28 protein-coding genes are annotated in these 25,000 nt (G+C 64.9%); 18 read left to right on the plus strand and 10 right to left on the minus strand.

The features are described from left to right. Positions 1-4: 4 nt before the first annotated feature. On the plus strand, positions 5-271 hold the full coding sequence (locus ACSUZJ_RS08625; protein ID WP_499415173.1) for a hypothetical protein: 267 nt from the start codon (positions 5-7) through the stop codon (positions 269-271). Here the strand turns inward: ACSUZJ_RS08625 and ACSUZJ_RS08630 are convergent. From ACSUZJ_RS08630 to ACSUZJ_RS08645, 4 genes are read right to left on the minus strand one after another with little or no spacing between them, the layout of a single operon-like run. After that, positions 253-780: an RDD family protein gene (locus ACSUZJ_RS08630; RefSeq protein ID WP_499415175.1), complete on the minus strand. Its 528-nt coding sequence runs from the start codon at positions 778-780 to the stop codon at positions 253-255. The two genes, ACSUZJ_RS08625 and ACSUZJ_RS08630, sit on opposite strands and share 19 nt — an antisense overlap. Further along, complete coding sequence (locus ACSUZJ_RS08635; RefSeq protein WP_499415177.1) at positions 767-1,588, minus strand: DUF3106 domain-containing protein; 822 nt, start codon at positions 1,586-1,588, stop codon at positions 767-769. Before ACSUZJ_RS08635 ends, ACSUZJ_RS08630 begins: the two co-directional genes overlap by 14 nt. Further along, the gene (locus tag ACSUZJ_RS08640) at positions 1,585-1,998 is read right to left on the minus strand and encodes a DUF3619 family protein (RefSeq protein WP_499415179.1); all 414 of its coding nucleotides are present in this window, start codon (positions 1,996-1,998) and stop codon (positions 1,585-1,587) included. The genes ACSUZJ_RS08635 and ACSUZJ_RS08640 overlap by 4 nt, the downstream gene beginning before the upstream one ends. Beyond that, on the minus strand, positions 1,995-2,564 hold the full coding sequence (locus ACSUZJ_RS08645; RefSeq protein ID WP_499415181.1) for an RNA polymerase sigma factor: 570 nt from the start codon (positions 2,562-2,564) through the stop codon (positions 1,995-1,997). The genes ACSUZJ_RS08640 and ACSUZJ_RS08645 overlap by 4 nt, the downstream gene beginning before the upstream one ends. Before the next feature lie 224 nt (positions 2,565-2,788). On the opposite strand from ACSUZJ_RS08645, the gene ACSUZJ_RS08650 reads away from it, so the two are divergent. From ACSUZJ_RS08650 to pssA, 9 genes are all read left to right on the plus strand, one after another. After that, a complete protein-coding gene (locus tag ACSUZJ_RS08650; RefSeq protein WP_499416485.1) occupies positions 2,789-3,664 on the plus strand; it encodes a TauD/TfdA dioxygenase family protein in 876 nt (291 codons plus the stop codon). 27 nt (positions 3,665-3,691) lie between these two features. Continuing rightward, positions 3,692-4,696: an ABC transporter substrate-binding protein gene (locus ACSUZJ_RS08655; protein WP_499415183.1), complete on the plus strand. Its 1,005-nt coding sequence runs from the start codon at positions 3,692-3,694 to the stop codon at positions 4,694-4,696. 1 nt (position 4,697) lies between these two features. Further along, entirely contained in the window at positions 4,698-5,552 is an 855-nt protein-coding gene (locus ACSUZJ_RS08660) for an ABC transporter ATP-binding protein (RefSeq protein WP_499415185.1), read from the plus strand. Continuing rightward, the gene (locus ACSUZJ_RS08665) at positions 5,549-6,445 is read left to right on the plus strand and encodes an ABC transporter permease (RefSeq protein ID WP_499415187.1); all 897 of its coding nucleotides are present in this window, start codon (positions 5,549-5,551) and stop codon (positions 6,443-6,445) included. Before ACSUZJ_RS08660 ends, ACSUZJ_RS08665 begins: the two co-directional genes overlap by 4 nt. Positions 6,446-7,105: 660 nt before the next feature. Next, positions 7,106-8,839 carry an acetolactate synthase 3 catalytic subunit gene (locus ACSUZJ_RS08670; RefSeq protein WP_499415189.1) on the plus strand — a complete coding sequence of 578 codons (1,734 nt, stop codon included), beginning with the start codon at positions 7,106-7,108 and terminating at the stop codon, positions 8,837-8,839. Next, the gene (ilvN, locus tag ACSUZJ_RS08675; protein WP_499415191.1) at positions 8,840-9,331 is read left to right on the plus strand and encodes an acetolactate synthase small subunit; all 492 of its coding nucleotides are present in this window, start codon (positions 8,840-8,842) and stop codon (positions 9,329-9,331) included. Between the two features lie 143 nt (positions 9,332-9,474). Then, the gene (ilvC, locus tag ACSUZJ_RS08680) at positions 9,475-10,491 is read left to right on the plus strand and encodes a ketol-acid reductoisomerase (protein ID WP_499415193.1); all 1,017 of its coding nucleotides are present in this window, start codon (positions 9,475-9,477) and stop codon (positions 10,489-10,491) included. Between the two features lie 437 nt (positions 10,492-10,928). Beyond that, positions 10,929-11,711 (plus strand): SIMPL domain-containing protein, encoded by a 783-nt coding sequence (locus tag ACSUZJ_RS08685; protein WP_499415195.1) that lies wholly within the window; start codon positions 10,929-10,931, stop codon positions 11,709-11,711. A gap of 139 nt (positions 11,712-11,850) precedes the next feature. After that, the gene (gene pssA, locus ACSUZJ_RS08690; RefSeq protein ID WP_499415197.1) at positions 11,851-12,714 is read left to right on the plus strand and encodes a CDP-diacylglycerol--serine O-phosphatidyltransferase; all 864 of its coding nucleotides are present in this window, start codon (positions 11,851-11,853) and stop codon (positions 12,712-12,714) included. Here the strand turns inward: pssA and ACSUZJ_RS08695 are convergent. Together ACSUZJ_RS08695 and ACSUZJ_RS08700 are read right to left on the minus strand one after the other, a co-directional pair. After that, positions 12,711-13,499, minus strand: coding sequence for a hypothetical protein (locus ACSUZJ_RS08695; protein ID WP_499415199.1), 789 nt, complete (start codon positions 13,497-13,499; stop codon positions 12,711-12,713). The genes pssA and ACSUZJ_RS08695 overlap by 4 nt on opposite strands. A gap of 60 nt (positions 13,500-13,559) precedes the next feature. Further along, positions 13,560-14,069 (minus strand): hypothetical protein, encoded by a 510-nt coding sequence (locus ACSUZJ_RS08700; protein WP_499415201.1) that lies wholly within the window; start codon positions 14,067-14,069, stop codon positions 13,560-13,562. Positions 14,070-14,245: 176 nt separating this feature from the next. On the opposite strand from ACSUZJ_RS08700, the gene rpsO reads away from it, so the two are divergent. Both rpsO and pnp read left to right on the plus strand, forming a co-directional pair. Continuing rightward, positions 14,246-14,515: a 30S ribosomal protein S15 gene (gene rpsO / locus ACSUZJ_RS08705; RefSeq protein WP_499415203.1), complete on the plus strand. Its 270-nt coding sequence runs from the start codon at positions 14,246-14,248 to the stop codon at positions 14,513-14,515. Positions 14,516-14,684: 169 nt separating this feature from the next. Further along, positions 14,685-16,787 carry a polyribonucleotide nucleotidyltransferase gene (pnp, locus tag ACSUZJ_RS08710; protein WP_499415205.1) on the plus strand — a complete coding sequence of 701 codons (2,103 nt, stop codon included), beginning with the start codon at positions 14,685-14,687 and terminating at the stop codon, positions 16,785-16,787. 90 nt (positions 16,788-16,877) lie between these two features. Here pnp and ACSUZJ_RS08715 read toward each other — a convergent pair whose 3' ends face one another. The 4 genes from ACSUZJ_RS08715 to ACSUZJ_RS08730 are packed head-to-tail and all read right to left on the minus strand — an operon-like array spanning position 16,878 to position 18,738. Next, entirely contained in the window at positions 16,878-17,006 is a 129-nt protein-coding gene (locus tag ACSUZJ_RS08715) for a hypothetical protein (RefSeq protein ID WP_499415207.1), read from the minus strand. 30 nt (positions 17,007-17,036) lie between these two features. Further along, positions 17,037-17,402 carry a lysozyme inhibitor LprI family protein gene (locus tag ACSUZJ_RS08720; protein WP_499415209.1) on the minus strand — a complete coding sequence of 122 codons (366 nt, stop codon included), beginning with the start codon at positions 17,400-17,402 and terminating at the stop codon, positions 17,037-17,039. Between the two features lie 56 nt (positions 17,403-17,458). After that, entirely contained in the window at positions 17,459-18,193 is a 735-nt protein-coding gene (locus ACSUZJ_RS08725) for a LysM peptidoglycan-binding domain-containing protein (RefSeq protein WP_499415211.1), read from the minus strand. A 53-nt stretch (positions 18,194-18,246) separates the two neighbouring features. Then, on the minus strand, positions 18,247-18,738 hold the full coding sequence (locus tag ACSUZJ_RS08730; protein ID WP_499415213.1) for an Hcp family type VI secretion system effector: 492 nt from the start codon (positions 18,736-18,738) through the stop codon (positions 18,247-18,249). Between the two features lie 307 nt (positions 18,739-19,045). Between ACSUZJ_RS08730 and ACSUZJ_RS08735 the strand changes: the two genes are divergently transcribed. Genes ACSUZJ_RS08735 through ACSUZJ_RS08760 form a run of 6 tightly spaced genes read left to right on the plus strand, consistent with a single transcriptional unit; the run spans position 19,046 to position 24,961 of the window. Continuing rightward, positions 19,046-19,909, plus strand: coding sequence for an STAS domain-containing protein (locus tag ACSUZJ_RS08735; protein WP_499415214.1), 864 nt, complete (start codon positions 19,046-19,048; stop codon positions 19,907-19,909). 1 nt (position 19,910) lies between these two features. Continuing rightward, complete coding sequence (locus ACSUZJ_RS08740) at positions 19,911-20,270, plus strand: STAS domain-containing protein (RefSeq protein WP_136218527.1); 360 nt, start codon at positions 19,911-19,913, stop codon at positions 20,268-20,270. Then, positions 20,267-20,728: an anti-sigma regulatory factor gene (locus ACSUZJ_RS08745; protein ID WP_499415217.1), complete on the plus strand. Its 462-nt coding sequence runs from the start codon at positions 20,267-20,269 to the stop codon at positions 20,726-20,728. Before ACSUZJ_RS08740 ends, ACSUZJ_RS08745 begins: the two co-directional genes overlap by 4 nt. Continuing rightward, positions 20,716-21,747: a SpoIIE family protein phosphatase gene (locus tag ACSUZJ_RS08750; RefSeq protein WP_499415219.1), complete on the plus strand. Its 1,032-nt coding sequence runs from the start codon at positions 20,716-20,718 to the stop codon at positions 21,745-21,747. The genes ACSUZJ_RS08745 and ACSUZJ_RS08750 overlap by 13 nt, the downstream gene beginning before the upstream one ends. Then, positions 21,744-23,075, plus strand: coding sequence for an ATP-binding protein (locus ACSUZJ_RS08755; protein ID WP_499415221.1), 1,332 nt, complete (start codon positions 21,744-21,746; stop codon positions 23,073-23,075). Before ACSUZJ_RS08750 ends, ACSUZJ_RS08755 begins: the two co-directional genes overlap by 4 nt. Then, a complete protein-coding gene (locus ACSUZJ_RS08760; RefSeq protein WP_499415223.1) occupies positions 23,072-24,961 on the plus strand; it encodes a hybrid sensor histidine kinase/response regulator in 1,890 nt (629 codons plus the stop codon). The genes ACSUZJ_RS08755 and ACSUZJ_RS08760 overlap by 4 nt, the downstream gene beginning before the upstream one ends. Positions 24,962-25,000 lie beyond the last annotated feature (39 nt).

A 25,000-nucleotide genomic window follows, 5' to 3' on the forward strand; every position in this document is an offset into this window, starting at 1 on the left:
CGAGATGAAAACGCAATGCAAAGCTGCGTCGTTTTGCCTGCTCGTGGCGGCGGTGGTCCTTGCCTTCCACCGCGAGCCCGGCGCGCTGCTGGCGGGCGCGATCGCGCTGCAGTTGTACGCGCTGACCCAATGGCAGGCCAACTGGTACGAGCAACTGGCCATGCGCTCCTGGACCCGGGTGCTCAGGCGGCGCTACCAGACGTCGCTGGCGGGTCTGCTCTGCGCCGTGGCCAGCACCTTGCTGCTGGTCGGTTACTTCGCGCTGGCCTGAGACTGCTTCTTCGGCAACGCAATCAACCGCGTCCCCGCGATCCGGTCATGCAGGAACTGCCGGTCCTTGTCGAGGAAGGCGGTCAGCGCCCAGGCCACAAGGCCGATGCCCAGGGTGATCGCCCATTCCCTCAGGTGGTGCAGGTCGAGCAGGGCGCCCGCGGCCAGGGCGGGGGCGAACCAGCCCCAGGCCAGCAGGTAGCGGATCGCCGCATTCCTGAACGGCACCTTCGCGTGGCCGACCTTGACCACCTTGATGCGCCAGGTCTTCATCGCCAGCGTGAAGCCGCTGCCGCTCCATGAGTGGACGAAGTAGGCCGCCGTCACGAGGAACAGGAAGACCATCAGGCCCGCGCGGTAGGCGGGTTCCTGCCGGTTGCCGGTGGCGAAAATGAAGAGGAAGACGGCGAGCGCCTCGACCGCGGTGAGGAGAAAGGCTTCGTAGACCATCGCGATCAGGCGACGCTTGACGGTCGGTGTACCGATCGCCGGAGGATTAGCCGTTTGCATTCGATATGCCTGGGGTGGCTGCGGGTTGGGAGGGCGCGCCGGGTGCCGTCGCGCCCGGCGTTGCAGCGCCCGGTAAGGCGGGGACGGATTCCGCGGGCGTGGCGGGCGCAGGCGCTGCGCCTGGAGCAACCGGGGCAGTGGCAGGCGCCGGAGCCGGCTGCGTGATCGCCGGCGCGCTCGGGAGCGCGGCCGGCGGCTGCAGCGAGATGCAGGATGCGCCGCGGCGGGTGGTGCCGGCCGGGCAGGGCGTCGGCGTCACGATGCCCGGTTCGTGCGGCGTGGCGGCCGGCGCCTGGTTCTTGCGCTTGGCGGTCTGCTCCAGGCGGCGCTTCTGGTCGGTCGAGAGGCGCTTGTAGCTTTCCCAGGTGGCGGCCTTTTCGCCCGGCGCCAGCTTGCGCACCTTGCTGTAATTCTCGCGCGCGAGATTGCGTTCTTCCGGCGTCAGGCGGACCCACTGGCGCATGCGCTCGTGCACGCGCTGCTGTTCTTCCGGATTCATCGAGGCGAAGCGGCGCGACATCTCGAGCCATTTGCGCTTGCGCACGCCGTCCATCCGGTCCCACTCGGGCTGCAGGGGCGCGAGCGCGAGCTGCTGGGCGCGCGAGAGGTCGCGCCAGAGCGGCTTGTCGAGGATGCGGGCGCTTGCGGCGCCGGCCTGCGATCCGCTCGTGGCGACGGCCGGGGCCGGACCCGCGTCCGGATCGACTACGCCCCACCGCTGAGAAATGGCCCAGGCCGCAATTCCGGCCACCACCACCGCCGCGACTGCGATCCAGGCGCGGCGTGGTTTGGAGGTGCGTTTCGTCATTGGCGGCGCTGTTGCGACTCCAGGTAGGCGTTGAAACCGTGGTCGAGGTAGGCGGTCAGCGGCAGTTCGTCGGCCAGCACGGCGGCGTCGAGTTCGGCCAGTTCCGCGATCTGCTGCTGTTGTTCATACTGGTAGACGCCGCCCAGGCCGATGACCAGCGCCAGCATCGGCACGGCCACCGCGATGCGCCCCAGGCCGGCGCCGGAGAAGAGGGTGTCGACATCGAACCAGCTGCGGCGCCAGTCCTTCTTCGCCGGCACGGCGGCCCCGGCGGCATCCGGCTTCTTGCGCGACAGCGCGAGGGCGCGCGCGGCGGCCAGGCGCTCGGTGGTGGAGGCGGGCAGCGCGTCGAGATTCTCGTTCAGGGCGTGGCGCAGCTTGTACGCCAGGTTGATGTCGTCGGTATTCATAATTTAATTCCCTTGGCCCGCAGGGCATCGGCAAGCGCGTGCGTCGCGCGAGAGCAATGCGTTTTGACGCTGCCCTCGGAGCAGCCCATCGCTTCGGCCGTTTCGGCCACGTCCATATCCTGCCAGTAACGCATAAGGAAGGCTTCGCGTTGACGCGCCGGGAGTTTTTGTATTTCCGCTTCGATCAGGCGCAAGGTCTGGGCGCGTTCGACTTGGTCCATGCTCGACTCGGCCGCGGCCGAACCTTCCTCCGCCTCATAGGAGGCGAGTATATCAAAGTCCTCATCGTCCTCGTCCTTCCGGCCGAAGCCCGAGAACAGGCTGACCCAGGTATTGCGGACCTTCTCGCGGCGGAAATAATCGAGGATGGTGTTCTGCAGGATGCGCTGGAACAGCATCGGCAGTTCGGCGACCGGCTTGTCGCCGTATTTTTCGGCGAGCTTGATCATCGCATCCTGCACGATGTCGAGCGCTGCCTCGTCCTTGCGCACCGCATACACGGCCTGCTTGAACGCGCGCCGTTCGACATTCTCGAGGAAGTCGTTGAGTTCTTTGTCTGTCGCCATGCGATGAGAGAGGGGTGGTGCGCTCCGGGTACTTGGCCCGTGCTTTATGGAAAACTGACGAATCCTAGCAAAAAACCACCGCCCATGCACCGGAATTGCTCAGTTACGCCTCCAGCCTGGCGCGCCGGGCTTCCAAAAAATGCATGAGCTTAGTCGGAATGATTCGTTGTCGGCCCAGCAGTGGGTGGATAAGCTGATTTGCACGATCATTCATCTTGACCGCCATGCCACTCGATACCGCCTCCCGCCAGGATTTCGACATCCGGCCCCTGAATGCGCCGCTTGGCGCCGAGGTCCTCGGCCTCGATCTTTCCCGTCCGCTGAGCACCGCCGACCTCGCGCGCGTGCACCGCGCCCACCTCGACCACCACGTGCTGGTCTTTCGCGACACCCGCATCACCCCGGCCCAGCAGGTCGAATTCAGCCGTCGCTTCGGCGCACTGCAGGTCCACGTGCTGCGCCAGTTCCAGCTGGCGGAGCAGCCGGAAGTGCTGGTGATCTCGAACATCCGCGAGAACGGCGAGCCGATCGGCCTGGGCGACGCCGGCCACCTGTGGCATTCCGACCTGTCGTACAAGGCGGTCCCGAGCCTGGGCTCGATGCTGCACGCACAGGAATTGCCCCAGGATGGCGGCGACACCCTGTTCGCCAACCAGCACCTGGCCTGGGACACGCTGCCGGGCTGGCTCAAGCGCGAAGTCGAGCATGCCCAGGCCGAGCACAGCTACCTGGCCCGTTACGAAGACCTGCGCCGCCTGAATCCCTGGCGCCCGGCGCTCACCCAGGCCCAGATCGACGAGGTGGTGCCGGTGCGCCATCCGGTGGTGCGCACCCACCCCGAAACCGGGCGCCGCGCCCTGTTCGTCAGCGAGCACTTCACCACGCGGATCGTGGATATTCCCGAGGACCGCAGCCGCGCGCTGCTCGACGCATTGTTCGAACACGGCACCCGGCCCGAATTCATCTACCGCCACCAGTGGAAACCGCACGACATGGTGTTCTGGGATAACCGCTCGCTGCTGCACCTCGCCGCCGGCTGCCCACCCGAGCAGCGCCGCAAGCTCTATCGCACGACCATCGCGGGCGATGTCCCGTTCTAACCCAGGCGTTCCGAACCAGGAGGATCCATGTTCCGTTTTTCCAAAGCCGCCGCCGTCCTGGCCGCGCTCAGCCTGGCGGCGGCCGCCCCGGCCCATGCCGAAGGCAAGATCCGCATCGCCGAGCAGTTCGGCGTGGTCTACCTGCTGCTCAACGTGGCGCAGGACCAGAAACTCATCGAGAAGCACGGCAGGAAGCAGGGCGTAGCCATCGACGTCGACTGGATCAGGCTCTCGGGCGGCGCGGCCACCAATGACGCGCTGCTCTCGAATTCGGTCGACGTGGTCGGCGCCGGCCTCGGGCCCCTGTTCACCGTCTGGGACCGTACCGCCGGCAAGCAGAACGTGCGCGCCGTGGCCTCGCTCGGCAACTTCCCGTATTACCTCGTCAGCACCAATCCGGCGGTGAAGTCGATCGCCGACTTCGGGCCGAAGGACAGGATCGCGCTGCCGGCCGTGACGGTCTCGGTGCAGGCGCGCATCCTGCAGATGGCCGCCGCAAAACAATGGGGCGCGGCCCAGTTTCGCAAGCTCGATCCGCTGACCCAGTCCGTGCCGCATCCGGACGCCACCGCCGCCGTCATCGCCGGCAAGACCGAGATCAACGCCCACTTCGGCAATCCGCCTTTCCAGGACCAGGAACTGGCCGGCAATCCGAACGCGAAGGTCGTGCTCGATTCCTACGAGGTGCTGGGCGGCCCGAGCTCGGCCACGGTGCTGTACGCCACCGAGAAGTGGGTCAAGGACAACCCGAAGACCTACCGCGCCTTCCTCGACGCCCTGGTCGAGGCCGCGCAGCTGGCGTCGACCAATCCGGAGGCCGCGGCCGACGCCTACCTGCGGGTCAACAGGAACAGCATCGACCGCGCCCTGCTGGTGAAGGTCCTGAAGGATCCGAAGGTGCAGTTCAAGGTGGCGCCGCAGAACACCCTGGGCCTGGCGCAGTTCCTGCACCAGGTCGGCGCGATCCGCAAGAAGCCGGCGAGCTGGCGCGATTACTTCTTCGACCATCCGGCGCTTGCCTCGGGGAGCTGATATGCACACGCCCACCCTGCAGGTCGTGCCGCACGAGCCCTTGCAACATGGAGCATTACTGCGGGCCGAGCACCTCACCATCGACTACGCCAGCGACCGCGGCGTGGTGCGCGCCACCGAGGATGTGAGTTTCGACGTGCACCGCGGCGACCGCTTCGTGCTGCTCGGCCCTTCCGGCTGCGGCAAGTCGACCCTCCTGAAAGCGGTGGCCGGCTTCGTCGCCCCGCGCGCGGGCAGCCTGCGCCTGGGCGGCAAGCCGGTCACCGGGCCGGGGCCGGACCGCATCGTCGTGTTCCAGGAATTCGACCAGCTGCCGCCGTGGAAGACGGTGGAAGCGAACGTGATGTTCCCGATGCTGGCCGGCCGCGTGCCGAAGGCCGAGGCGCGCGAGCGTGCCCGCCATTGGCTGGGCAAGGTGGGCCTGGCGCGCTTCGGCGACGCCTACCCGCACACGCTCTCGGGCGGCATGAAGGCGCGCGTGGCGATCGCGCGGGCCCTCGCCATGCAGCCGGAAATCCTGCTGATGGACGAACCCTTCGCCGCGCTCGATGCGCTCACGCGGCGCAAGATGCAGGAAGAACTGCAGGCCTTGTGGGAGGAGGTCGGCTTCACCATGCTGTTCGTCACCCACTCGATCGAGGAGGCGCTGGTGGTCGGCAACCGCATCCTCCTTCTGAGCCCCCATCCGGGCCGCGTGCGCGCCGAACTCAACAGCCACCAGTTCGACCTGGGCAGCGCCGGCAGCGTCGAATTCCAGGCCGCGAACGAACGCATCCACCGCCTGCTGTTCGGCGAATCGGGCGTCGCGGCTTCCAAGCTTCCTTCGACTGCTCCCGCCTGGGCCACGCATCCATGACTGCTTTCCGCGATCCTCCCATCCGTCCCGAATACGAACTGGCGCTGGCTGGGCCGGCCTTGAGCGGCGCCGCGCCGGGCCAGGCTGCGCAGCCCGGGGCCAGCGGCGGGCGCCTGCTTGCCCTGGGCGAGCTCGCCTGGCTGCGCAAGGCCGCCTTGCTGCTGGTGCTGGCCCTGCTGTGGGAAGCGCTGGCGCGCTGGTACGGCAACGACCTGCTGCTGCCGACCGCCCTGGCGACGGGCAGGGCGCTGGTCGACGGCGTCGTCACGGGCGAGCTGTTCGGCTACGTGGCCGTGTCCTTTGCCGTGCTGACCCAGGGCTACCTGGGCGGCATCCTTGGTGCTTTCCTGCTGACCTGGCTGGCGGTGTCGAGCCGGCTCGGACGCGAACTGATCGACACCCTGACCTCGATGTTCAACCCGCTGCCGGCGATCGCCCTGCTGCCGCTGGCACTGCTGTGGTTCGGCCTGGGCAAGGGCAGCCTGATCATGGTGCTGATGCACTCCGTCATGTGGCCGCTGACCCTGAACGCCTGCGCGGGTTTCCGCGCCGTGCCCGAGACGCTGCGCATGGCGGGGCGCAACTACGGTCTCGGCGGCCTGCGCCTGGTGCTGCAGATCCTGGTCCCGGCGGCGCTGCCGGCCATCCTGTCGGGCCTGAAGATCGGCTGGGCCTTTGCCTGGCGCACGCTGATTGCCGCCGAGCTGGTGTTCGGCACCACCTCGGGGCAGGGCGGGCTGGGCTGGTTCATTTTCCAGAGCCGCAACGAGCTGTTCACCGACAGGGTGTTCGCGGGGCTGGCGGCGGTGATCCTCATCGGGCTGGCGGTCGAGCATCTGGTGTTCCAGGCGCTGGAGCGGGTGACGGTGAGAAGGTGGGGGATGCAACGGTAAGCTTGAGGCAGGCAACGGGGGTTCGGGTATGAGCATGTTTCGCCGATGTGCAGAGGGTGAGACAGCGTGGACTCGGGAGTCCACCCTACGAAACCCGATGACGGCCGATTTGCGATTTTGTAGGGTGGACACCTGTGTCCACGCTGTCGTACCCATGCATACCGCAGCGCACGCTCCCGGACGCAGGGTTTCGTAGGATGGGTTCTCGAACCCACCTGCTCGCACCCATGCGCACCCTGCAGCGCACCATGCTGGTGCAACATCTCTACGGCTGAAGCGCATCCAGCGCTCTGCAAAATTGTTTCTTCCTTTTTATCTTGACCAAAATGGTGCAACGCAGTAAGGTGTTCCTTACGCTTTGCACCCCCGAAGCTTCATGGTCAGCCAGGCCGGCACACAAGGCCTTCCTGTTTTGACACGCTTTCATTTGTAGGCAGTTTGCTCCAACCCGCGCCACAAGCGCGAGAGATGCGTCGAGCCGCTACAGACACTCAGCCGAACGAGTTGCGTTTAGCGCCGTCATGAAAGGTATCTGCCGATACCCGGATGGAACGTCGTGCGCGCAGAAAGAAGGGAAGCTGGAGCGCTGTAGGGCAAACCGTATTTCGTTAGGAACGAGCATCCGATCAATCTCCCTATGGGTCTTGAAAGGAACGATTCATGAATAACGAAGCCTCAGCCCCCACATTGACGGGCGCTGAAATTGTCGTCCGTTGTCTTGCCGAGGAGGGTGTCAAACACGTCTTCGGTTATCCCGGCGGCGCAGTCCTCTACATCTACGACGCCATCTTCAACCAGGACAAGTTCCAGCACGTCCTGGTCCGCCACGAGCAGGCAGCCGTCCACGCGGCCGACGCCTACTCGCGCAGCTCGAATACCGTCGGCGTCGCCATCGTCACCTCCGGTCCGGGCGTGACCAATGCCGTCACGGGTCTCTCGACCGCCTACATGGATTCGATCCCGATGGTCGTCATCTCCGGCCAGGTGCCCAGCCATGCGATCGGCCAGGACGCCTTCCAGGAATGCGACACGGTCGGCATCACGCGCCCGGTGGTCAAGCACAACTTCCTGGTCAAGGACGTGCGCGAACTGGCCAGCACCATCAAGAAGGCTTTCTATATCGCCCGCACCGGCCGTCCCGGTCCCGTGCTGGTCGATATCCCGAAGGACATCACGGTCAACAAGTGCGCCTTCGAGTATCCGCGCGAGATCGAGATGCGCTCGTACAAGCCGGTGGACAAGGGCCATGCCGGCCAGATCCGCAAGGCCGTGCAGCTGCTGCAGGGCGCCGAACGTCCGATGATCTACGCGGGCGGCGGCGTGATCCTGGCCAATGCCTCGCCCGAACTGAACCGCCTGGTCGACAAGCTGGGCGCGCCGGTGACCAACACGCTGATGGGCCTGGGCGGATCGCGCGCCAGCGACGAGCATTACGTGGGCATGCCCGGCATGCACGGCACCTATGAAGCGAACATGGCGATGCAGCATTGCGACGTCCTGATCGCCATCGGCGCCCGTTTCGACGACCGCGTGATCGGCAACCCGAAGCACTTCGCCAGCCACCCGCGCAAGATCATCCACATCGACATCGACCCGTCCTCGATCTCGAAGCGGGTCAAGGTCGACATCCCGATCGTCGGCAACGTCAAGGACGTGCTGACCGAATTCCTGGCCCAGCTCGACGCTGCCGGCAATACCCGTGGCAATCCTGAAGCGCTGCGCAGCTGGTGGAAGCAGATCGACGAATGGCGCAAGCGCGACTGCCTGAAGTACGAGAATTCCGATCTCGTCATCAAGCCGCAATCGGTCATCGAGAAGCTGTGGAAGGTCACGAAAGGCGATGCATTCATCACCTCCGACGTCGGCCAGCACCAGATGTGGGCCGCCCAGTACTACCCCTTCGACAAGCCGCGCCGCTGGATCAATTCCGGCGGCCTGGGCACGATGGGCGTGGGCCTGCCGTATGCGATGGGCGTGCAGATGGCCAATCCCGACGCGACGGTTGCCTGCGTGACCGGCGAGGGCTCGATCCAGATGTGCATCCAGGAGCTTGCCACCTGCAAGCAGTACCACCTGACGCCGAAGATCATCCTCCTGAACAACCGCTTCCTGGGCATGGTGCGCCAGTGGCAGCAGATCGACTACGGTTCGCGCTATTCCGAGTCCTACATGGATTCGCTGCCGGACTTCGAGAAGCTGGCCGAGGCCTATGGCCACGTCGGCATGCGCATCGAGAAGCCGGGCGACGTCGAGGGCGCGCTGCGTGACGCCTTCGGCATGAAGGATCGCCTGGTGTTCATGAATTTCATCACCGACCAGAGCGAGAACGTCTGGCCGATGGTCAAGGCAGGCAAGGGCCTGTCCGAAATGCTGCTCGGCTCGGAGGATCTGTAAATGAGACACATCATCTCGGTCCTGCTCGAGAACGAAGCAGGCGCACTCTCGCGCGTCGTCGGCCTGTTCTCGGCGCGCGGCTACAACATCGAGACCCTGACCGTGGCGCCGACCGAAGACGCGACGCTCTCGCGCATGACCATCGTCACCACGGGTTCGGACGACATCATCGAGCAGATCACCAAGCACCTGAACCGCCTGATCGAGGTGGTGAAGGTGGTCGACCTGACCGAAGGGCAGCACATCGAGCGCGAGCTCATGCTGATCAAGGTGCGCGCCGTGGGCAAGGAGCGCGAAGAGATCAAGCGCACCGCCGACATCTTCCGCGGCCGTGTCATCGACGTGACGGAGAAGACCTACACGATCGAACTGACCGGCGCCAAGAGCAAGCTCGACGCCTTCATCGACGCCATCGACCGCAGCTCCATCCTCGAGACCGTCCGCACCGGCGGCTCCGGCATCGGCCGCGGCGAACGCATCTTGAAAGTGTAATCGGGGCCTTGCCCCGATTACAGCCCATATAAACGTAGGGTGGGCACCCCGTGCCCACGCGGAACGACGATCAGCCAGCGGCGGTACAAACAGAACAGCCACGAACTCTGGCAATAACAACGAACCCAAATACAGGACAAAAAATGAAAGTTTTCTACGACAAAGACTGCGACCTCTCCCTCATCAAAGGCAAGAACGTCGCCATCATCGGCTACGGCTCGCAGGGCCACGCCCACGCGCAGAACCTGAGCGAATCGGGCGTCAACGTCACCGTCGGCCTGCGCCGCGGCGGCGCTTCCTGGAACAAGGTCGAACAGGCCGGCCTGAAGGTCGCCGAGGTCGACGAGGCCGTCAAGAATGCCGACGTCATCATGATCCTGCTGCCGGACGAGAACATCGCCCAGGTCTACAAGGAAAACGTCGAGCCGAACGCGAAGCAGGGCGCAGTCCTCGCCTTTGCCCACGGCTTCAACGTCCACTACGGCCAGGTCGTGCCGCGCGCCGACCTCGACGTCATCATGATCGCGCCGAAGGCCCCGGGCCACACCGTGCGCAATACCTACAAGCAGGGCGGCGGCGTGCCGCACTTGGTCGCGGTCTACCAGGACAAGTCGGGCGCGGCGCGCGACATCGCGCTGTCGTATGCCATGGCCAATGGCGGCGGCCGCGCCGGCATCATCGAGACCAACTTCCGCGAAGAGACCGAGACCGACCTGTTCGGCGAACAGGCCGTGCTGTGCGGCGGCACCGTCGAGCTGATCAAGGCCGGCTTCGAGACCCTGGTGGAAGCCGGCTACGCGCCCGAGATGGCCTACTTCGAGTGCCTGCACGAACTGAAGCTGATCGTCGACCTGATCTACGAAGGCGGCATCGCCAACATGAACTACTCGATCTCGAACAACGCCGAATATGGCGAGTACGTGACCGGTCCGAAAGTCGTCACCTCGGCGACCAAGGAGGCGATGAAGCAGTGCCTGAAGGACATCCAGACCGGCGAGTACGCGAAGAGCTTCATCCTCGAGAACAAGGCCGGCGCCCCGACCCTGATCTCGCGCCGCCGCCTGACTGCCGAGCACCAGATCGAGGAAGTCGGCGCCAAGCTGCGCGCGATGATGCCGTGGATCGCGAAGAACAAGCTGGTGGATCAGTCGAAGAACTGATCGATTGCTTGAAGTATCCGGGCGGCTATGCGCCAGCCCGGGGCCGCGACCGTAGGGTAGGCACTTTGTGGTGCCGGCATTTAGCCAGCCCCACTGCCCACGCGTTACGCGCGTTTGCATGCACCGATAGCGGCGGCTTGTCGCTCGCGCAGCATGCAAAGCACCACGAACGTCATGCCGGCTTTTCCTTCATGGCATGCCGCGCGAGCGACATTTTTCAGCCGTCGGTGCAAGGACGCGTCCGTAACGCGTGGGCACCGCGTGCCCACCCTACGGTCCGCCGCCGGGCAAATTTGGGCCACGTCCGAATTCTTCGCCGCTCGCACATCCGGCGCCGCGCCCGACTTTGCAACTTTCCATTACAAAATCACGACAGCACGTGCCGGGACGGTATCGTATAAGGAATGCGCATCCGCATTACTTATAGGAGAACAACAATGTCCCTTCCAAAAATGATCCTGCTGGCGAGCCTGATGATGGCCTCCCACGTCCAGGCGCAAACCCCGGCCCAGGCCGCACCCGCTGCCATGCCCTCGACCAGCGGCACCATGGTGGTCGTTCCCGCGATCGGCGAAGTGCGCGCCGCCAACGACCAGGCGGTCGTCACCTTCATTGTGGAAGAGCACGACAAGGACAAGCAGGCGGCCGCCGCGCGCGTGAACCGCAAGATGAAAGAGGGCACCGAGATCGTGCGCCGTGCCGATCCGAAGGCCGAGCTGAAAACGGTCGGTTACTTCACCTATCCGGTCTACCCCGAGCCGCCGGTGCAGCCGCTGCCTGCAGGACGCACGCCGGTCAAGCCGGTGCCGATCGGCTGGCGCGTCGGCCAGTACCTGGAAGTGAAGACCACCAGCCTGGCCGAGCTGCCGAAGACGGTGGCGGCCGCCCAGAAGGTCCTGTCGATCAATAACATCGCCTTCGGCCTGAGCCCGGCGCTGGAAAAGCGCCTGGACGACCAGCGCATCGCCGAAACCTACCGCAAGCTGAACGAGCGCATCGTGTCGATTGCGCGCGCGATGGGGCGCCAGCCCTCCGACGCCGTGCTCGACACGGTGGACTTCGAAGGCTCGGGCAACTACGGCGATGGCCGCGTCGAAAAGGCCATGATGATGCGCGCGGCACCGCCGCCGGCAATGGCGGACGAGATGCCCGAGCCGAGCTTCGAGCCGGGCGAGACGACCCTGCAGATGCGTCTCGTCGGCAAGGTGAAGTTCAGGTAAGGAATGTTTCCGACGGGCCTGCGGCAAGGCGGCCTGCCCGCGGGGAAAGTTTCAATAGTATCCGTTCGCTAACATGCCGTCCTCGCCTCTATAATGCGGGGACGGCGCTTTGTTAGCGCGCACTTGAATACGGAACACTATGCCAGCCTTCCCACGACGCAAAAAAAACGGAGGGGCGCCGCGCGCGCCACGATTCTCCCGCCTCAGGCGCTTCGGCCGCCGGGCCGAGGACAAGCAGGGGCAGCGCGGACGCGGCATCTACCTGCTGCCGAACGCCTTCACCACCGGGGCCCTGTTCTGCGGTTTCTATGCGATCGTGATGGCAATGAACCAGCGTTTCGAGCATGCCTGCTGGGCGGTGTTCATCGCCATGGTGCTCGACGGCCTCGATGGCCGCGTCGCGCGCCTGACCAATACCCAGTCCGAGTTCGGCGCCCAGTACGACTCGCTGTCGGACATGGTCTCCTTTGGCGCCGCGCCGGCGCTCGTCATCTATGAATGGTCGCTGCGCGGCCTGGGCAAGCTCGGCTGGATCGCCGCCTTCGTCTACTGCGCCGGCGCGGCCCTGCGCCTGGCCCGCTTCAACACCAACATCGAAGTAGTCGACAAGCGCTTCTTCCAGGGCCTGCCCAGCCCGGCCGCGGCGGCCCTGGTGGTCGGTTTCATCATGATGATGACCGATCCCGACATCAACGTCAGCGCCCGCCAGGTCGACTGGGTGAGCTGGTGCATTGCCGTGTTCGCCGGCCTGACCATGGTCTCGAACGTGCCTTTCTACAGCTTCAAGGACGTCAACTTCCGCAAGTCGGTGCCCTTCATCGTCGTGTTCCTGATCGCGCTCGGCTTCGCACTGGTGGCGATCGATCCGCCGAAGGTGCTGTGGCCGATCTTCGTCATCTACGGACTGTCCGGCTATGCGGTATTCGTCTGGCAGCGCGCCAAGGGCAAGCCTGTCAGCATCATTCCGACCGACGACGAGCCGCTCGACGAGACCCGCCGTTAATACTTGAAAGGCGCCCGCGGCGCGGGGGCGGGCGCATCGTTCCACTTCTGGAAGGTGGCCGGTCCTTCGTCCGGGTCGCAATTGGTCATCTTCGGCGGCAGTCCGTCACGCATGCTGTCGCGGCCGTCCGGGCCATGGTTGGACTCGTAGGTCACGCAATAGGTGCCGCGCGGACCCACCACCCGGTAACGGCGGCGCCCATAGCCGCCCGGGTCCATGATTTCCTGGGTTTTCGGCGCCTGGTACCACTTGTTGGGCGCCATGTCGGCCGCCTCGGCGATTCCCTTTTCCAGCTTCATCTGCGCCGTCACGACCGGCGCCACGATGCCGCGCTGCGGGTTCTCCCTGCGCAGGGTGCGGTCGATGCCGCCTGCCGCCGCCTTGGCCCGGCTCAGCAGTTCGCGCGCCGAGGGAACAGGGGCGGCGGGCAGGGCGTCGGTTTGGGACTCAGCCGGCGTCACCGCCCCGATAGCCGCCTGTCGCGGCAATGATGGGAGGGAGCTTTCCTCGGCCTCCTGTTTTCCGGGGTGGCCGGCAGCCGCCCTGGCGGCCGGCGGCGCCGTGCCGCGTGGCGGTGGCAGCGGCGGCACGGCCGGCTCCGGTGGCCGCGCCGGCAGCAGCCGCAGGAGCATGCTGGCGGCGGGCGCCGCATCTTCAGGGCGCTGTGGCCACTGCGAGAGTTGCCAGAGCGAGATCAACAGCCCATGCACGGCCAGCGAGACGCCGATGCCGGTGGCGTAGCGCTGCCGCTGTCGAGGGTTTCCTGCTGCGTGTGCAAAGTCCATGGCACAGCAGTATAGGAGACAAATGTTGCTGTTGTGCCATGCATATGCCAGAAATTCCGGCTACCAGGGAAAGCGGTCGCGCACCTCGAACATGGGATCGGGCCCGTTCTGCATCATGCGCACGACACCGTTGGCGTCGAAATGCACGTGCATCAGCGAGTTCCACACGCCAGATTCCTTGTAGCGATAGGACCAGACCTCGTAGTTGTGCATGGCGACATGCGAGGTTTCGGCAGGCCGGCCGATGGTGCGCAGCACGTCCGCCTTGGTGGCCTGGTCGATCTTGATGGTGGTGAACTTCTCCCCGGTCAGCACCTGTTCGTACGACACCAGCCGTCCGTCCGGCCCGATGCGCGCCATCCAGGTGAACTGGCCCATCGGCCCGGTCGCATACTCCAGGGCCTGGCCGCCATCGGGCAGGGGATAGACGTTGGTCGGCTGGCCCAGCCTGGCGGTGACAGCCGCCGCCGGCTCGCCGAGGGCCGGCGCGCCGCGCATGAAGGCGGGGCCGGCGCAACCGGCGAGCACGATTGCCGCGCAAACCATTGCAAATTTGATCATTTTGTGCATTGTGTACCTCGTGCCTGCTACAAAAACCTTATGATGCCCGAGCTTTGCCGCAGCAAATGCTGGTGACGCCAACTGTTTTCGCATATACTGGCGGGTCTGTCCGCAAGGGCAGTTTTTTTGAACATCTCACGGTGCGCTGGGTTGCGACTCTTGCACCGCATGTGAAAGGTAACATCATGACCGTAGAAAACATCAACAAAGCCGCGATCATCGCGGACAACGCCCGTGCCCAGAACGACACCGGTTCGCCGGAAGTCCAGGTTGCACTGCTGACCGCACGCATCAACGAACTGAACGGCCACTTCAAAGCCCACCAGAAAGACCACCACTCGCGCCGCGGCCTGATCATGATGGTCAACCGTCGCAAGAGCCTGCTGGCTTACCTGAAGCGTAAGGATGCAAATCGTTACCGTGACCTGATCGCCAAACTCGGCCTGCGTAAGTAATCTTTGCGTCAGTCGGTTTAGAAGGAAATGCCTGCGCCAGTTTCCACTGACGCGGGCATTTTTTTTAGCTTCTGCTTGTTTTCGTTGTAAAGCGCCGCATTCTGAGGCGTCAGTGGTGAGGTGAACGACAGCTCCTGAAAATCTGTCGGCAAATAGAAAGGGATTACCCATGTTTAACAAAGTTACGAAAACCTTCCAGTACGGCCAACACACGGTCACCCTGGAAACTGGTGAGATCGCTCGTCAGGCATCCGGCGCCGTCGTGGTGTCGGTCGAAGACACCGTCGTGCTGGCTACCGTGGTCGCGAAGAAAGACGCGAAGCCGGGCCAGGACTTCTTCCCCCTGACCGTCGACTACATCGAGAAAACGTACGCTGCCGGTAAAATCCCGGGCGGTTTCTTCAAGCGCGAAGGCCGTCCATCCGAAAAAGAAACCCTGACCTCGCGCCTGATCGACCGCCCGATCCGCCCGCTGTTCCCGGAAGGCTACCTGAACGAAGTCCAGGTCATCATCCACGTGCTGTCGGTCAACCCTGAGATCGACCCGGACATCCCGTCGATGATCGGCGCCTCGGCCGCCCTGTGCGTCGCCGGCATCCCGTTCAACGGCCCGATCGGCGCCGCGCGCGTCGGCTACGCCAACGGCCAGTACATCCTGAACCCGACCACCAGCCAGATGAAGACCTCGCAGATGGACCTGGTCGTGGCCGGTACCGAAACCGCCGTGCTGATGGTCGAGTCGGAAGCGCAGCAACTGTCGGAAGAAATCATGCTGGGCGCGGTCGTCTACGGCCACGAGCAGATGAAGGCCGTCATCGACGCGATCCACGCGCTGGTCGAAGAAGGCGGCAAGCCGGAAGTCGAATGGACCGCCCCGGCCAAGAACGAAACCCTGATCGCCCAGGTGGCCCAGCTGGCCGGCGCGAAGATCCGCGACGCCTACCAGACCCGCGAAAAGACCCTGCGCCAGGAAAAGCTGAAGTCGCTGTCCGGCGAAGTCATGGCAGGCCTGGCAAGCCAGGGCATCGAAGCCGATGCCGCCGAAGTCGGCAACATCCTGTTCGACATGGAAGCCAAGGTTGTTCGTTCGCAGATCCTGGAAGGCGAGCCGCGCATCGACGGCCGCGACACCCGCACCGTGCGTCCGATCTCGATCCGCACCAGCGTCCTGCCGCGTACCCACGGCTCGGCCCTGTTCACCCGCGGCGAAACCCAGGCGCTGGTCATCGCCACCCTCGGCACCGCGCGCGACAGCCAGAAGATCGACGCGCTGATGGGCGAGTACACCGACGACTTCATGATGCACTACAACATGCCTCCGTTCGCCACCGGCGAAACCGGCCGTGTGGGCACCCCGAAGCGCCGCGAAATCGGTCACGGCCGCCTGGCAAAGCGCGCGCTGGTCGCAGCCCTGCCGTCGCCGGAAGAGTTCTCGTACTCGGTGCGCCTGGTGTCGGAAATCACCGAATCGAACGGTTCCTCGTCGATGGCATCGGTCTGCGGCGGCTGCCTGGCGCTGATGGACGCCGGCGTGCCGATGAAGGCGCACGTCGCCGGCATCGCCATGGGCCTGATCAAGGAAGGCGGCAAGTTCGCCGTCCTGACCGACATCCTGGGTGACGAAGACCACCTGGGCGACATGGACTTCAAGGTTGCGGGCACCGCCAACGGCATCACCGCGCTGCAGATGGACATCAAGATCCAGGGCATCACCAAGGAAATCATGCAGGTGGCGCTGGCGCAAGCCAAGGAAGGCCGCCAGCACATCCTGGCCGAGATGCAGAAAGCCATGCCGACCACGAAGACCGAACTGTCGGACTTCGCACCGCGCCTGATCACCATCAAGATCAACCCGGAAAAGATCCGTGACGTGATCGGCAAGGGCGGCGCCGTCATCCGCGCGCTGACCGAAGAGACCGGCACCCAGATCGACATCACCGACGAAGGCGTGGTCACCATCGCTTCGGTCGACGCCGCCGCCGGCCAGGAAGCCAAGCGCCGCATCGAAGAGCTGACCGCGTCGGTCGAAGTAGGCAAGACCTACGACGGCACCGTGCTCAAGCTGCTGGACTTCGGCGCGATCGTCCAGGTCATGCCGGGCAAGGACGGCCTGCTGCACATCTCGCAGATCGCCAACGAGCGCGTCAACGCCGTGGCCGACTACCTGAAGGAAGGCCAGCAAGTGCGCGTGAAGGTCCTCGAGACCGACGAGCGCGGCCGCCTGAAGCTGTCGATGAAGGCTGCCGATCCGGTGGAAGCTGCGGCGCAGTAAGCTACCGCATTAAGCCGAAGCGGTTCGCCGCTCCAAACAAAAACCGCCAGTGCGTGAGCCTGGCGGTTTTTTTATCATCGCTAATTTGCGTCAAATCGATTTTACGAGTAGCACGAGTACTGCGACGACCACTCCAAATTTCGCACCGGAGGCAAAGCTCATGTACACATCACGACGTTTTTCTTTGGTGCCGCCTTCGCTATTGGTGGGTTGTGTCATTGGATTTTCCCAGTCTTGAGGTCGAACCCGCTATTTTCTGGAAGGCAAGCTCGAAACTTCGTCCAGATACAACCTGGCTTGTTTGTTGTTGAGATCGCTGACACATGCCAGCCTGCGCTGTTCCAGACCGTTCATGATCGCACCGCCTCCAAGCGACGTATGAAACGCACATTGCGCGTCTCGATACTCTGCAAATCTCTTCTTTGAAAGTCGAAGCTGATCCTTCGCATGAGCGATGTATTTCTCATCCTCGTCCCATTTCGTGATCGCCGTGAGAACGGACGATTCCGCTTTGCGCAGCGCTGCTTCGCTCTGTCGCGTTTGCCGCACCAGGCACGCGCGAATCTCCGCCTGCGAATATTCAGAACACTGCTCCAGGACGGCAGGCTGACCCATTGTGTCTCGGGCAGCTACCGGGTTCGCCTCGCAAAAGCTCATGGCGAATGCGATGACTAGTGGGGCTCGCATTGGACGTTTCCACCTTTCCTTATCAAGGCCAGGGCATGATCGAGCTTCCTGGCGTAGTTGGGATCGCCGCCGCCGTTGTAACGCTGAGCGATCATCGTGGTCGAAATCGGGCGCCATCCTGCGATGACCTTTTCGACGCGCCCCTTCTGGAGTTTAAGGGTTTGTCCAACTCGCAGTGTCGATACCCCGTCGTTCAATCGTTTTAGAATTTCAGGCGGGCTTCCACGCGTTCTGGCGATCTTCGCAAGGCTGTCGCCTGGGCTGACCTTGACCTCTTCAATCGTTGGGGCGTCGGCAGCGAGCACTGTTCTATGCTCGAAGTAAGCCATTCGCATAAGCAGATAGGCTACTCCTGCCCGTATGTTATGGCTCGGGATCGTCGTCACACTGCCAAAGCTGAGCCTCGCCTGCCAGGTCGGCGGCAGGATCAGTTCCCCACCTTCCGTTCGGGATAACAGTGCCTTCAAGCCCGGATCGCCGGCGACGCCGATCTGCATTGGCTTCGTCTTCCATTCGGGGATTGCTGCGCCGGTTTCCGTCCACAGCATCGCTTTGATGAGCTTCCAGTCGAGAGCCTTGAAGCCGGGCGTTCTAAGCAGGTGCCGATTGAATTCGTCGACAGTCACCGTGATCTCGCAGTCATAGGCGCTCCATCTTTTGTCACGGACCGCCTTGTCAAGCCCCTCTTGCCATCGCTCATACGCAGTACGTAATGTCATTGCAGCTCCTGCTTGGTCATCAGTAGAGTGCGCTCATGTTCGTCGAGGCAGGGCTATGCAATTTTATTGGTCGCGCAGTCCCAGCCACCCGCAGTGCTGCCGCCACTTCCACCGGATACCTTCTGCTGGGTGTATTTCCACTTCACTTTCGAGAACTTAAGACCAACGCGCTCATTCAAGATTTCGCCCGGGTCGATTCCTGGGGCGACATGACCGATGAGGATATTTTCCAGCTCGATTTCGAAGTACTTCACCCTTTCGCCCTGGCCATCAGCTCGCATGAACTCAAGTTTTGCCTTGGGAATCGTTTTGCCCGCAGCGCAGGTCTGCATCAGAATCGGCGAAGAAAGATCGGCCAGCTTGGAGATCTGTATGTCGGTGAGTTCGGCACGTTCCGTGGTATGCCCTCCGGAGGACGAGCTGCTGCTGTTCCTTGGCTGAACGATGCCCCAGTGTACTGACAGACATTCGATCCAGTCCTTGTGCTTGTCGTCGGTTGATTCCCCCTTGATGCCATCAATCTGCAAATACACGTCGATTGCCATATTTCCTCCGAGAATTAATGAAGCAATCGCGATTGTTGCGCCTCCATTTCAAGGTCAACTTGGGCAGGATCAAGCGAGGACGCTTGCTGTGCGACCAAACCGCCAGTGCGCGCGCCTGGCGGTTTTTTCATTTCCGGTCACTTGCACCTGCGTCGCTCGCGGTCGATACAGGCACGCTGAGCCCTACCGTGCCTTGGGGCGCAGGATATAGATGTTATAGTTGGTCATTTTTCCGATCATAGGGGTGTTGCGCCAGTGTTCCGCGCACAACCCGTACCATCCAAAAATCGACCAAGGATACGAAGAGATGACCACGAAGGACAACGCCGCCCGCATCAGCCAGCTCATCCAGGAACACGAAGCCGAGATCGGCTCGCAATGGATCGCCCAGCTCGAGGCCCTGACCGTGCGCGGTACCGCCAGCTCGAAGCAGCAACTGCGTGATCACTGCCAGCAGTTCCTGGCCTCGTTCGCGGCCGCCACCCGCGGCGGCGAGCTGGAGAACATCGAGCACCGCTCGTGGGACGACGTGCGCGACCTGCTGGCCGAGATTTCGTCGAGCCGCGCCAAGACCGGTTCGACCCCGAGCGAAACCGCGACCTTCGTGTTCTCGCTGAAGCAGCCGGTGTTCTCCCAGCTGACCGCGGCCTTCGCCGGCGAGCCGGAGATCCTGACTGCCGCCTCGTGGTCGATCAGCACGCTGCTCGACAAGCTGGGCCTGTACACCATCGAAGTGTTCCAGAAGGCCAAGGACCAGATCATCGTGCGCCAGCAGCAGGAACTGCTGGAACTGTCGACCCCGGTCGTGAAGCTGTGGCACGGCATCCTGGCGCTGCCGCTGATCGGCACCCTGGACTCGGCCCGCACCCAGGTGGTGATGGAAAACATCCTGCAGAAGATCGTCGACACCGGCGCCGTGATCGCCATCATCGACATCACCGGCGTGCCGACCGTGGACACCCTGGTTGCCCAGCACCTGATGAAGACCATCGCCGCCGCCCGCCTGATGGGCGCCGACTGCATCATCAGCGGCATCCGTCCGCAGATCGCCCAGACCATCGTGCACCTGGGCGTGAACCTGGAAGACGTGATCACCAAGGCCACCCTGGCCGACGCCTTCGTCGTCGCGCTCGAGCGCACCGGCACCACCCTGGTCAGCCAGAAGGCATAAGATGGAACGCATTCCTATTTTGCGGATGGGCGACCTGCTCCTGGTCACCATCCAGGTCGACATGCACGACCGCCTGGCGATGACGCTGCAGGACGACCTGACCGAGCGCATCGTGCGCGACAATGCCAAGGGCGTCCTGATCGACATCTCGGCGCTCGACCTGGTCGACTCCTTCATCGGGCGTATGATCAGCAACACGGCGGCGATGGCGCGCGTGCTCGATGCCCAGACCGTGGTGGTCGGCATGCAGCCGGCCGTGGCCATCACGCTGGTCGAGCTGGGCCTGACCCTGCATGGGGTGAAGACCGCGCTGAACGTCGAAAAAGGCATGGCCCTGCTCGGAAAGAATCTGAATAGATGAATGCTGCAACCGCAGTTGAATTCGACACGGAACTGCTGGACCGTCACCGCCAGTTGCGCGCCGACCGCACGACCCTGCCGCTGCGTGGGGACGAGGACGTGGTCGGCCTGCGCAAGCACGTGCGCGAGCGCGCGGTGGCGATCGGCCTGTCGCTGGTCGACCAGACCAAGCTCGTCACCGCCGCAAGCGAACTGGCGCGCAACACCATCAAGTATGGCGGCGGCGGCGCGGTCCACCTGGACAGGCTGGTCGACGGCTTCCGTCACGGCGTCGGCCTGCTGTTCGTCGACAATGGTCCCGGCATTCCCGACATCGAGCAGGCGCTGCGCGACGGCTACACGACCGGCGGCGGCCTCGGGCTCGGGCTGGGCGGCTCGCGGCGCCTGGTCGACGAGTTCGACATCGATACCCGGCCCGGAGAGGGCACCGCGGTGCTGGCGGTGAAATGGAAACGCTGATCAGTTCACTCGACACCCAGCTGTCGATCTCCATCACGCACGCCAGCGACATCGCCGCGGCGCGCCGTGCGGGCCAGAAGCTGGCCACCAGCCTCGGCTTCGACGAGACCCGCGCCGGCCAGCTCGCGCTGATCGTCACCGAGGCCGGCACCAACCTGCTCAAGCACGCGGGCGAGGGCACGATCTACGTGAACGTGTCGCAGTCCGAGGGCGTGCCCGGCATCGACGTGCTGGCGGTCGACAACGGCCCCGGCATCCATGACCTCGACGCCTGCCTGCGCGACGGCATGTCCACCACCGGCACCTCCGGCACCGGCCTGGGCGCCCTGAACCGCCTGGCCGACGAGTTCGACGTGTATTCGCGTCCCGGCAACGGCGCGCTGTTCTTCATGCGCCTGTGGCGGGACGACCCGGCGCCTGCCCTGTGCAAGGTCGAGGTCGGGGCGCTGACGGTGCCGCTGGCGGGCGAGGATGCCTGCGGCGACGGCTGGGGTGTCGCCTGCGACGGCGCCGGCGCCACGCTGCTGGCGGCCGATGGCCTCGGCCATGGGCCGGACGCGGCGGCGGCGGCCAACGCCGCCATTGGTGAATTGCAGCGCCTGCCCGACGCGGAGCCCGCGCGCCTGGTCGACGCGGCGCACCAGGCCCTGCGCATCACGCGCGGCGCGGCGCTGGCCGCGGCCCGCATCGATTTCGAGAACAACGTGGTGCGCTTCGCCGGCATCGGTAACATCAATGCCTGCGTGATCGACGGCGACGGCCGCCGCGCGCTGGTGTCGCACAACGGCATCGTCGGCCACAACATGCGCAAGGTGCAGGAGTTTTCCGTGCCTTGTCCGCCGGGCGCGCTGTGCATCATGCACTCGGACGGGATCCAGACCCAGTGGGACCTGGACAAGTACCCGGGGCTGCTTGCGCACACGCCGGCGCTGATCGCGGCGGTGCTGATGCGCGACTACATCCGCCGGCGCGACGACGCGATGGTGCTGGTGGTGCGCAGAAGGGCGGGGCGCACGTGAACGGACGCATCCTCAACGTCGCGCTGGAATCGGACCAGGACGTGGTGCTGGTGCGCCAGCGCGCGCGCCAGGTGTCCAGCCTGCTCGGCTTTTCGAAGCAGGACCAGGTGCGCATCGCCACCGCGGTGTCCGAAGTGGCGCGCGTCGCCTCGCAGTCGGGGACCGGGGCGCGCGCCGTGTTCGCGCTCGCCGAGCTGAACGGCCGCCAGCACCTCGAAGTCAGCGTCGCCGGCGCGGGCGGCGCCGGCGTGGACACGGATCCGGCGATCGTCACCGCGCACCGCCTGATGGACGCCTGCGAAATCGCCGACGGCGCGCAAGGCCCGACGATCGTGATGCGCAAGACCCTGCCGATGCAGGCGCCGCTGGGGTCCTCGCGCCTGGCGCAGATCGGCGCCGAGCTGGCGGCGATGCCGGCCCAGAATACCTACCAGGAAGTGCAGCAGCAGAACCGCGAGCTGGTCGAAACCCTCGCCGAGCTGCGCGAACGCCAGGAAGACCTGCTCTCGCTGACCCGCGAACTCGAAGACACCAATCGCGGCATCGTCGCGCTGTATGCCGAGATCGAGGACAAGGCCGAGCGCCTGCGCAAGGCCGACGAGATGAAGTCGCGCTTCCTGTCGAACACCAGCCATGAGCTGCGCACGCCGCTGTCCTCGATCCGCGCGCTGTCCAAGCTGCTGCTCGACCGCATGGACGGCGACCTGACTCCGGAACAGGAGCGCCAGGTGCGCTTCATCGAGACCGCCGCGACCGACCTGTCGGAACTGGTGAACGACCTGCTCGACCTGGCCAAGATCGAGGCCGGCAAGGTCGAGACCCATGTCGCGCCCGTCGTCGTGGACAACCTGTTCCGCGCCCTCAAGGGCATGCTGCGTCCGCTGGTGACGTCCGAGCGGGTCGAACTGGTGTTCGACAACGGCGGGGTCGACGCGCCTTTCGATTCCGACGAGGGCAAGATCTCCCAGATCCTGCGCAACTTCGTCTCGAATGCGCTGAAGTTTACCGAACAGGGCTCGGTGCGCGTGAGCGCTTCCTACGATGCCGCCAGCGACACGATCACCTTTGCCGTGACCGACACCGGCATCGGCATCGCCCCGGACCACTTGCAGCTGATCTTCGAGGAATTCACCCAGGTCGAGCATCCGCTGCAGCGACGCAGCAAGGGCACCGGCCTCGGGCTGCCGCTGTGCCGGCGCCTGGCCGATTTCCTCGGCGGGCGGGTCGACGTGACCAGCCGCGTGGGCGTCGGTTCGACCTTTACTTTGATACTGCCGCGCCGGTATCCTTTCCCGCAGTCCGACAGCGCTCACCATAACGAACCATGACCGCGAACCAGTTCCTCATCCTCAACGTTGACGACAACGACGGCGCCCGCTACGCCAAGACCCGGATCCTGCAAGGCGCGGGCTTCCGGGTGCTGGAAGCGGCCAACGGCACCGATGCGCTGGCGATGGTGCGCGAAGAAGACCCGGCGCTGGTGCTGCTCGACGTGAAGCTCCCGGACATCAACGGCATCGAGGTGTGCCGCCGCATCAAGTCCGACCCCGACACCAACTGCGTGCTGGTGCTGCAGACATCGGCCGCGCTGACCGGGCGCGCCGACAAGATCCGCGGCCTGGAAGGCGGCGCCGACAACTACCTGGCCGCGCCGATCGAGGCCGACGAACTGGTCGCCAACGTGAATGCGCTGCTGCGCATGCGCCAGACCCAGGACGAGCTGCGCGAGAGCGAGGAGCGCTTCCGCCAGCTGACCGACAACATCGAGGACGTGTTCTGGATGTTCTCGGCGCCCGACGGCGTGCTGGCCTACGTCAGCCCCGCCTACGCGGCGATCTGGGGCCGCAGCGTCGAGTCGCTGCGCCGCAACCACCTGGGCTGGCTCGACGGCGTGCATCCGGACGACCGCGCCCGCCTGCAGGGACGCTGGGCCGCGCTGGCGTCCCAGCCGCACTACGACGAGGAGTTCCGCGTGGTGCTGGGCGACGGCACGACGCGCTGGGTGCGCGACCGCCTGTTCCCGGTGCGTAACGCGCGTGGCGAGGTCTATCGCGTGGCGCGCGTCACCAGCGACATCAGCGCGCGCAAGGAGATGGAAGCGCTGCTGCGCGCGGCCGACGCCAACAAGAACCAGTTCCTGGCCACCCTCGCGCACGAACTGCGCAATCCGCTGAGCCCGATCCGCAACGCCGCGGCCCTGCTGGGCGTGACCGGCGCGAATGCCGCCGAGCGCCAGAACCGTGCGCGCGAAGTCATCCTGCGCCAGGTCGACCACCTGGCCCACCTGGTCGACGACCTGCTGGACGTGGCCCGCATCTCGGAAGGCAAGATCGTGCTGCGCCGCGAGGAGGTCAACCTGGGCGCCGTGATCGCCCAGGCGATCGAGACCGCCGGCCCGCTGATCGCGGCGCGCGAGCACCACCTGGAGATCCAGCAGCCCGAGCGCCAGATCTGGATCGCGGGCGACCCGGTGCGCCTGGCCCAGTCGATGGGCAACCTGCTGCACAACGCGGCCAAGTTCACGCCCAAGGGCGGCCATATCCGCCTCGTCGTCACGCTCGACGGCGATACCGTGCGCATCGCCGTGATCGACAACGGCATCGGCATCGCCGAGGACAACCTGCCGCGCATCTTCGGCATGTTCGCCCAGGCCGCGGTGCCGCCGGACCGCGCTCCGGAAGGATTGGGGATCGGCCTGTCGCTGGTGTCGCGACTGCTGGAAATGCACGGCGGCCAGCTGCGCGCCGAAAGCCCGGGCATCGGCATGGGCAGCACCTTCACGGTGGAGCTGCCGGTGCTGCGCGTGACCGGCGCCGAGCAAGGCGCGGCGGCGCCCGAGGAAGCGGCCGGCATGGCGGGTGGACTGCGCGTGCTGCTGGTGGACGACAACATCGACGCCATGGAGATGATGGGCTTCCTGCTGGCCGAGATGGGCCACGAGGCCTGGACCACGCACGACGCCAGCCAGATCGTGCCGCTGGCGCTGCAGCACCGGCCGCAGGTGATCGTGCTCGACATCGGCCTGCCGGGCGCCGACGGCTACGAGCTGGCGCGCATGCTCAAGGCGCATCCGGAACTCAAGCACATCCGCCTGGTCGCCCACACCGGCTACGGCTCGCCCGAGGACCGCAGGAAGGCACTGGAGGCGGGCTTCGACGCCCACCTGGTGAAGCCGGCCGAGCTGGAAGACCTGGAAAAGGCGCTGCGCGGCTGAGTATTCATGGCGCCAGCGACGGGCAGGCAGCGGATGGGC

The sequence above is a fragment of the Telluria sp. B2 genome (genome assembly GCF_051789535.1).
In the GTDB taxonomy this organism is placed as follows: Bacteria; Pseudomonadota; Gammaproteobacteria; order Burkholderiales; family Burkholderiaceae_D; genus Telluria.

What these genes read in the sequence shown, in the direction of transcription:
- ACSUZJ_RS08740 (WP_136218527.1), top strand. Translation starts at nt 19,911, where the DNA reads ATGGAACGCATTCCTATTTTGCGGATGGGCGACCTGCTCCTGGTCACC.
- ACSUZJ_RS08735 (WP_499415214.1), top strand. Translation starts at nt 19,046, where the DNA reads ATGACCACGAAGGACAACGCCGCCCGCATCAGCCAGCTCATCCAGGAA.
- ACSUZJ_RS08655 (WP_499415183.1), top strand. Translation starts at nt 3,692, where the DNA reads ATGTTCCGTTTTTCCAAAGCCGCCGCCGTCCTGGCCGCGCTCAGCCTG.
- ACSUZJ_RS08625 (WP_499415173.1), top strand. Translation starts at nt 5, where the DNA reads ATGAAAACGCAATGCAAAGCTGCGTCGTTTTGCCTGCTCGTGGCGGCG.
- ACSUZJ_RS08685 (WP_499415195.1), top strand. Translation starts at nt 10,929, where the DNA reads ATGTCCCTTCCAAAAATGATCCTGCTGGCGAGCCTGATGATGGCCTCC.
- ACSUZJ_RS08645 (WP_499415181.1), bottom strand. Translation starts at nt 2,564, where the DNA reads ATGGCGACAGACAAAGAACTCAACGACTTCCTCGAGAATGTCGAACGG.
- ACSUZJ_RS08725 (WP_499415211.1), bottom strand. Translation starts at nt 18,193, where the DNA reads ATGACATTACGTACTGCGTATGAGCGATGGCAAGAGGGGCTTGACAAG.
- ACSUZJ_RS08630 (WP_499415175.1), bottom strand. Translation starts at nt 780, where the DNA reads ATGCAAACGGCTAATCCTCCGGCGATCGGTACACCGACCGTCAAGCGT.
- ACSUZJ_RS08760 (WP_499415223.1), top strand. Translation starts at nt 23,072, where the DNA reads ATGACCGCGAACCAGTTCCTCATCCTCAACGTTGACGACAACGACGGC.
- ACSUZJ_RS08635 (WP_499415177.1), bottom strand. Translation starts at nt 1,588, where the DNA reads ATGACGAAACGCACCTCCAAACCACGCCGCGCCTGGATCGCAGTCGCG.
- ACSUZJ_RS08670 (WP_499415189.1), top strand. Translation starts at nt 7,106, where the DNA reads ATGAATAACGAAGCCTCAGCCCCCACATTGACGGGCGCTGAAATTGTC.
- ilvN (WP_499415191.1), top strand. Translation starts at nt 8,840, where the DNA reads ATGAGACACATCATCTCGGTCCTGCTCGAGAACGAAGCAGGCGCACTC.
- ilvC (WP_499415193.1), top strand. Translation starts at nt 9,475, where the DNA reads ATGAAAGTTTTCTACGACAAAGACTGCGACCTCTCCCTCATCAAAGGC.
- pnp (WP_499415205.1), top strand. Translation starts at nt 14,685, where the DNA reads ATGTTTAACAAAGTTACGAAAACCTTCCAGTACGGCCAACACACGGTC.
- ACSUZJ_RS08660 (WP_499415185.1), top strand. Translation starts at nt 4,698, where the DNA reads ATGCACACGCCCACCCTGCAGGTCGTGCCGCACGAGCCCTTGCAACAT.
- ACSUZJ_RS08715 (WP_499415207.1), bottom strand. Translation starts at nt 17,006, where the DNA reads ATGACACAACCCACCAATAGCGAAGGCGGCACCAAAGAAAAACGTCGT.
- ACSUZJ_RS08650 (WP_499416485.1), top strand. Translation starts at nt 2,789, where the DNA reads ATGCCACTCGATACCGCCTCCCGCCAGGATTTCGACATCCGGCCCCTG.
- ACSUZJ_RS08665 (WP_499415187.1), top strand. Translation starts at nt 5,549, where the DNA reads ATGACTGCTTTCCGCGATCCTCCCATCCGTCCCGAATACGAACTGGCG.
- ACSUZJ_RS08745 (WP_499415217.1), top strand. Translation starts at nt 20,267, where the DNA reads ATGAATGCTGCAACCGCAGTTGAATTCGACACGGAACTGCTGGACCGT.
- ACSUZJ_RS08750 (WP_499415219.1), top strand. Translation starts at nt 20,716, where the DNA reads ATGGAAACGCTGATCAGTTCACTCGACACCCAGCTGTCGATCTCCATC.
- rpsO (WP_499415203.1), top strand. Translation starts at nt 14,246, where the DNA reads ATGACCGTAGAAAACATCAACAAAGCCGCGATCATCGCGGACAACGCC.
- ACSUZJ_RS08700 (WP_499415201.1), bottom strand. Translation starts at nt 14,069, where the DNA reads ATGCACAAAATGATCAAATTTGCAATGGTTTGCGCGGCAATCGTGCTC.
- ACSUZJ_RS08730 (WP_499415213.1), bottom strand. Translation starts at nt 18,738, where the DNA reads ATGGCAATCGACGTGTATTTGCAGATTGATGGCATCAAGGGGGAATCA.
- ACSUZJ_RS08640 (WP_499415179.1), bottom strand. Translation starts at nt 1,998, where the DNA reads ATGAATACCGACGACATCAACCTGGCGTACAAGCTGCGCCACGCCCTG.
- ACSUZJ_RS08695 (WP_499415199.1), bottom strand. Translation starts at nt 13,499, where the DNA reads ATGGACTTTGCACACGCAGCAGGAAACCCTCGACAGCGGCAGCGCTAC.
- ACSUZJ_RS08720 (WP_499415209.1), bottom strand. Translation starts at nt 17,402, where the DNA reads ATGGGTCAGCCTGCCGTCCTGGAGCAGTGTTCTGAATATTCGCAGGCG.
- pssA (WP_499415197.1), top strand. Translation starts at nt 11,851, where the DNA reads ATGCCAGCCTTCCCACGACGCAAAAAAAACGGAGGGGCGCCGCGCGCG.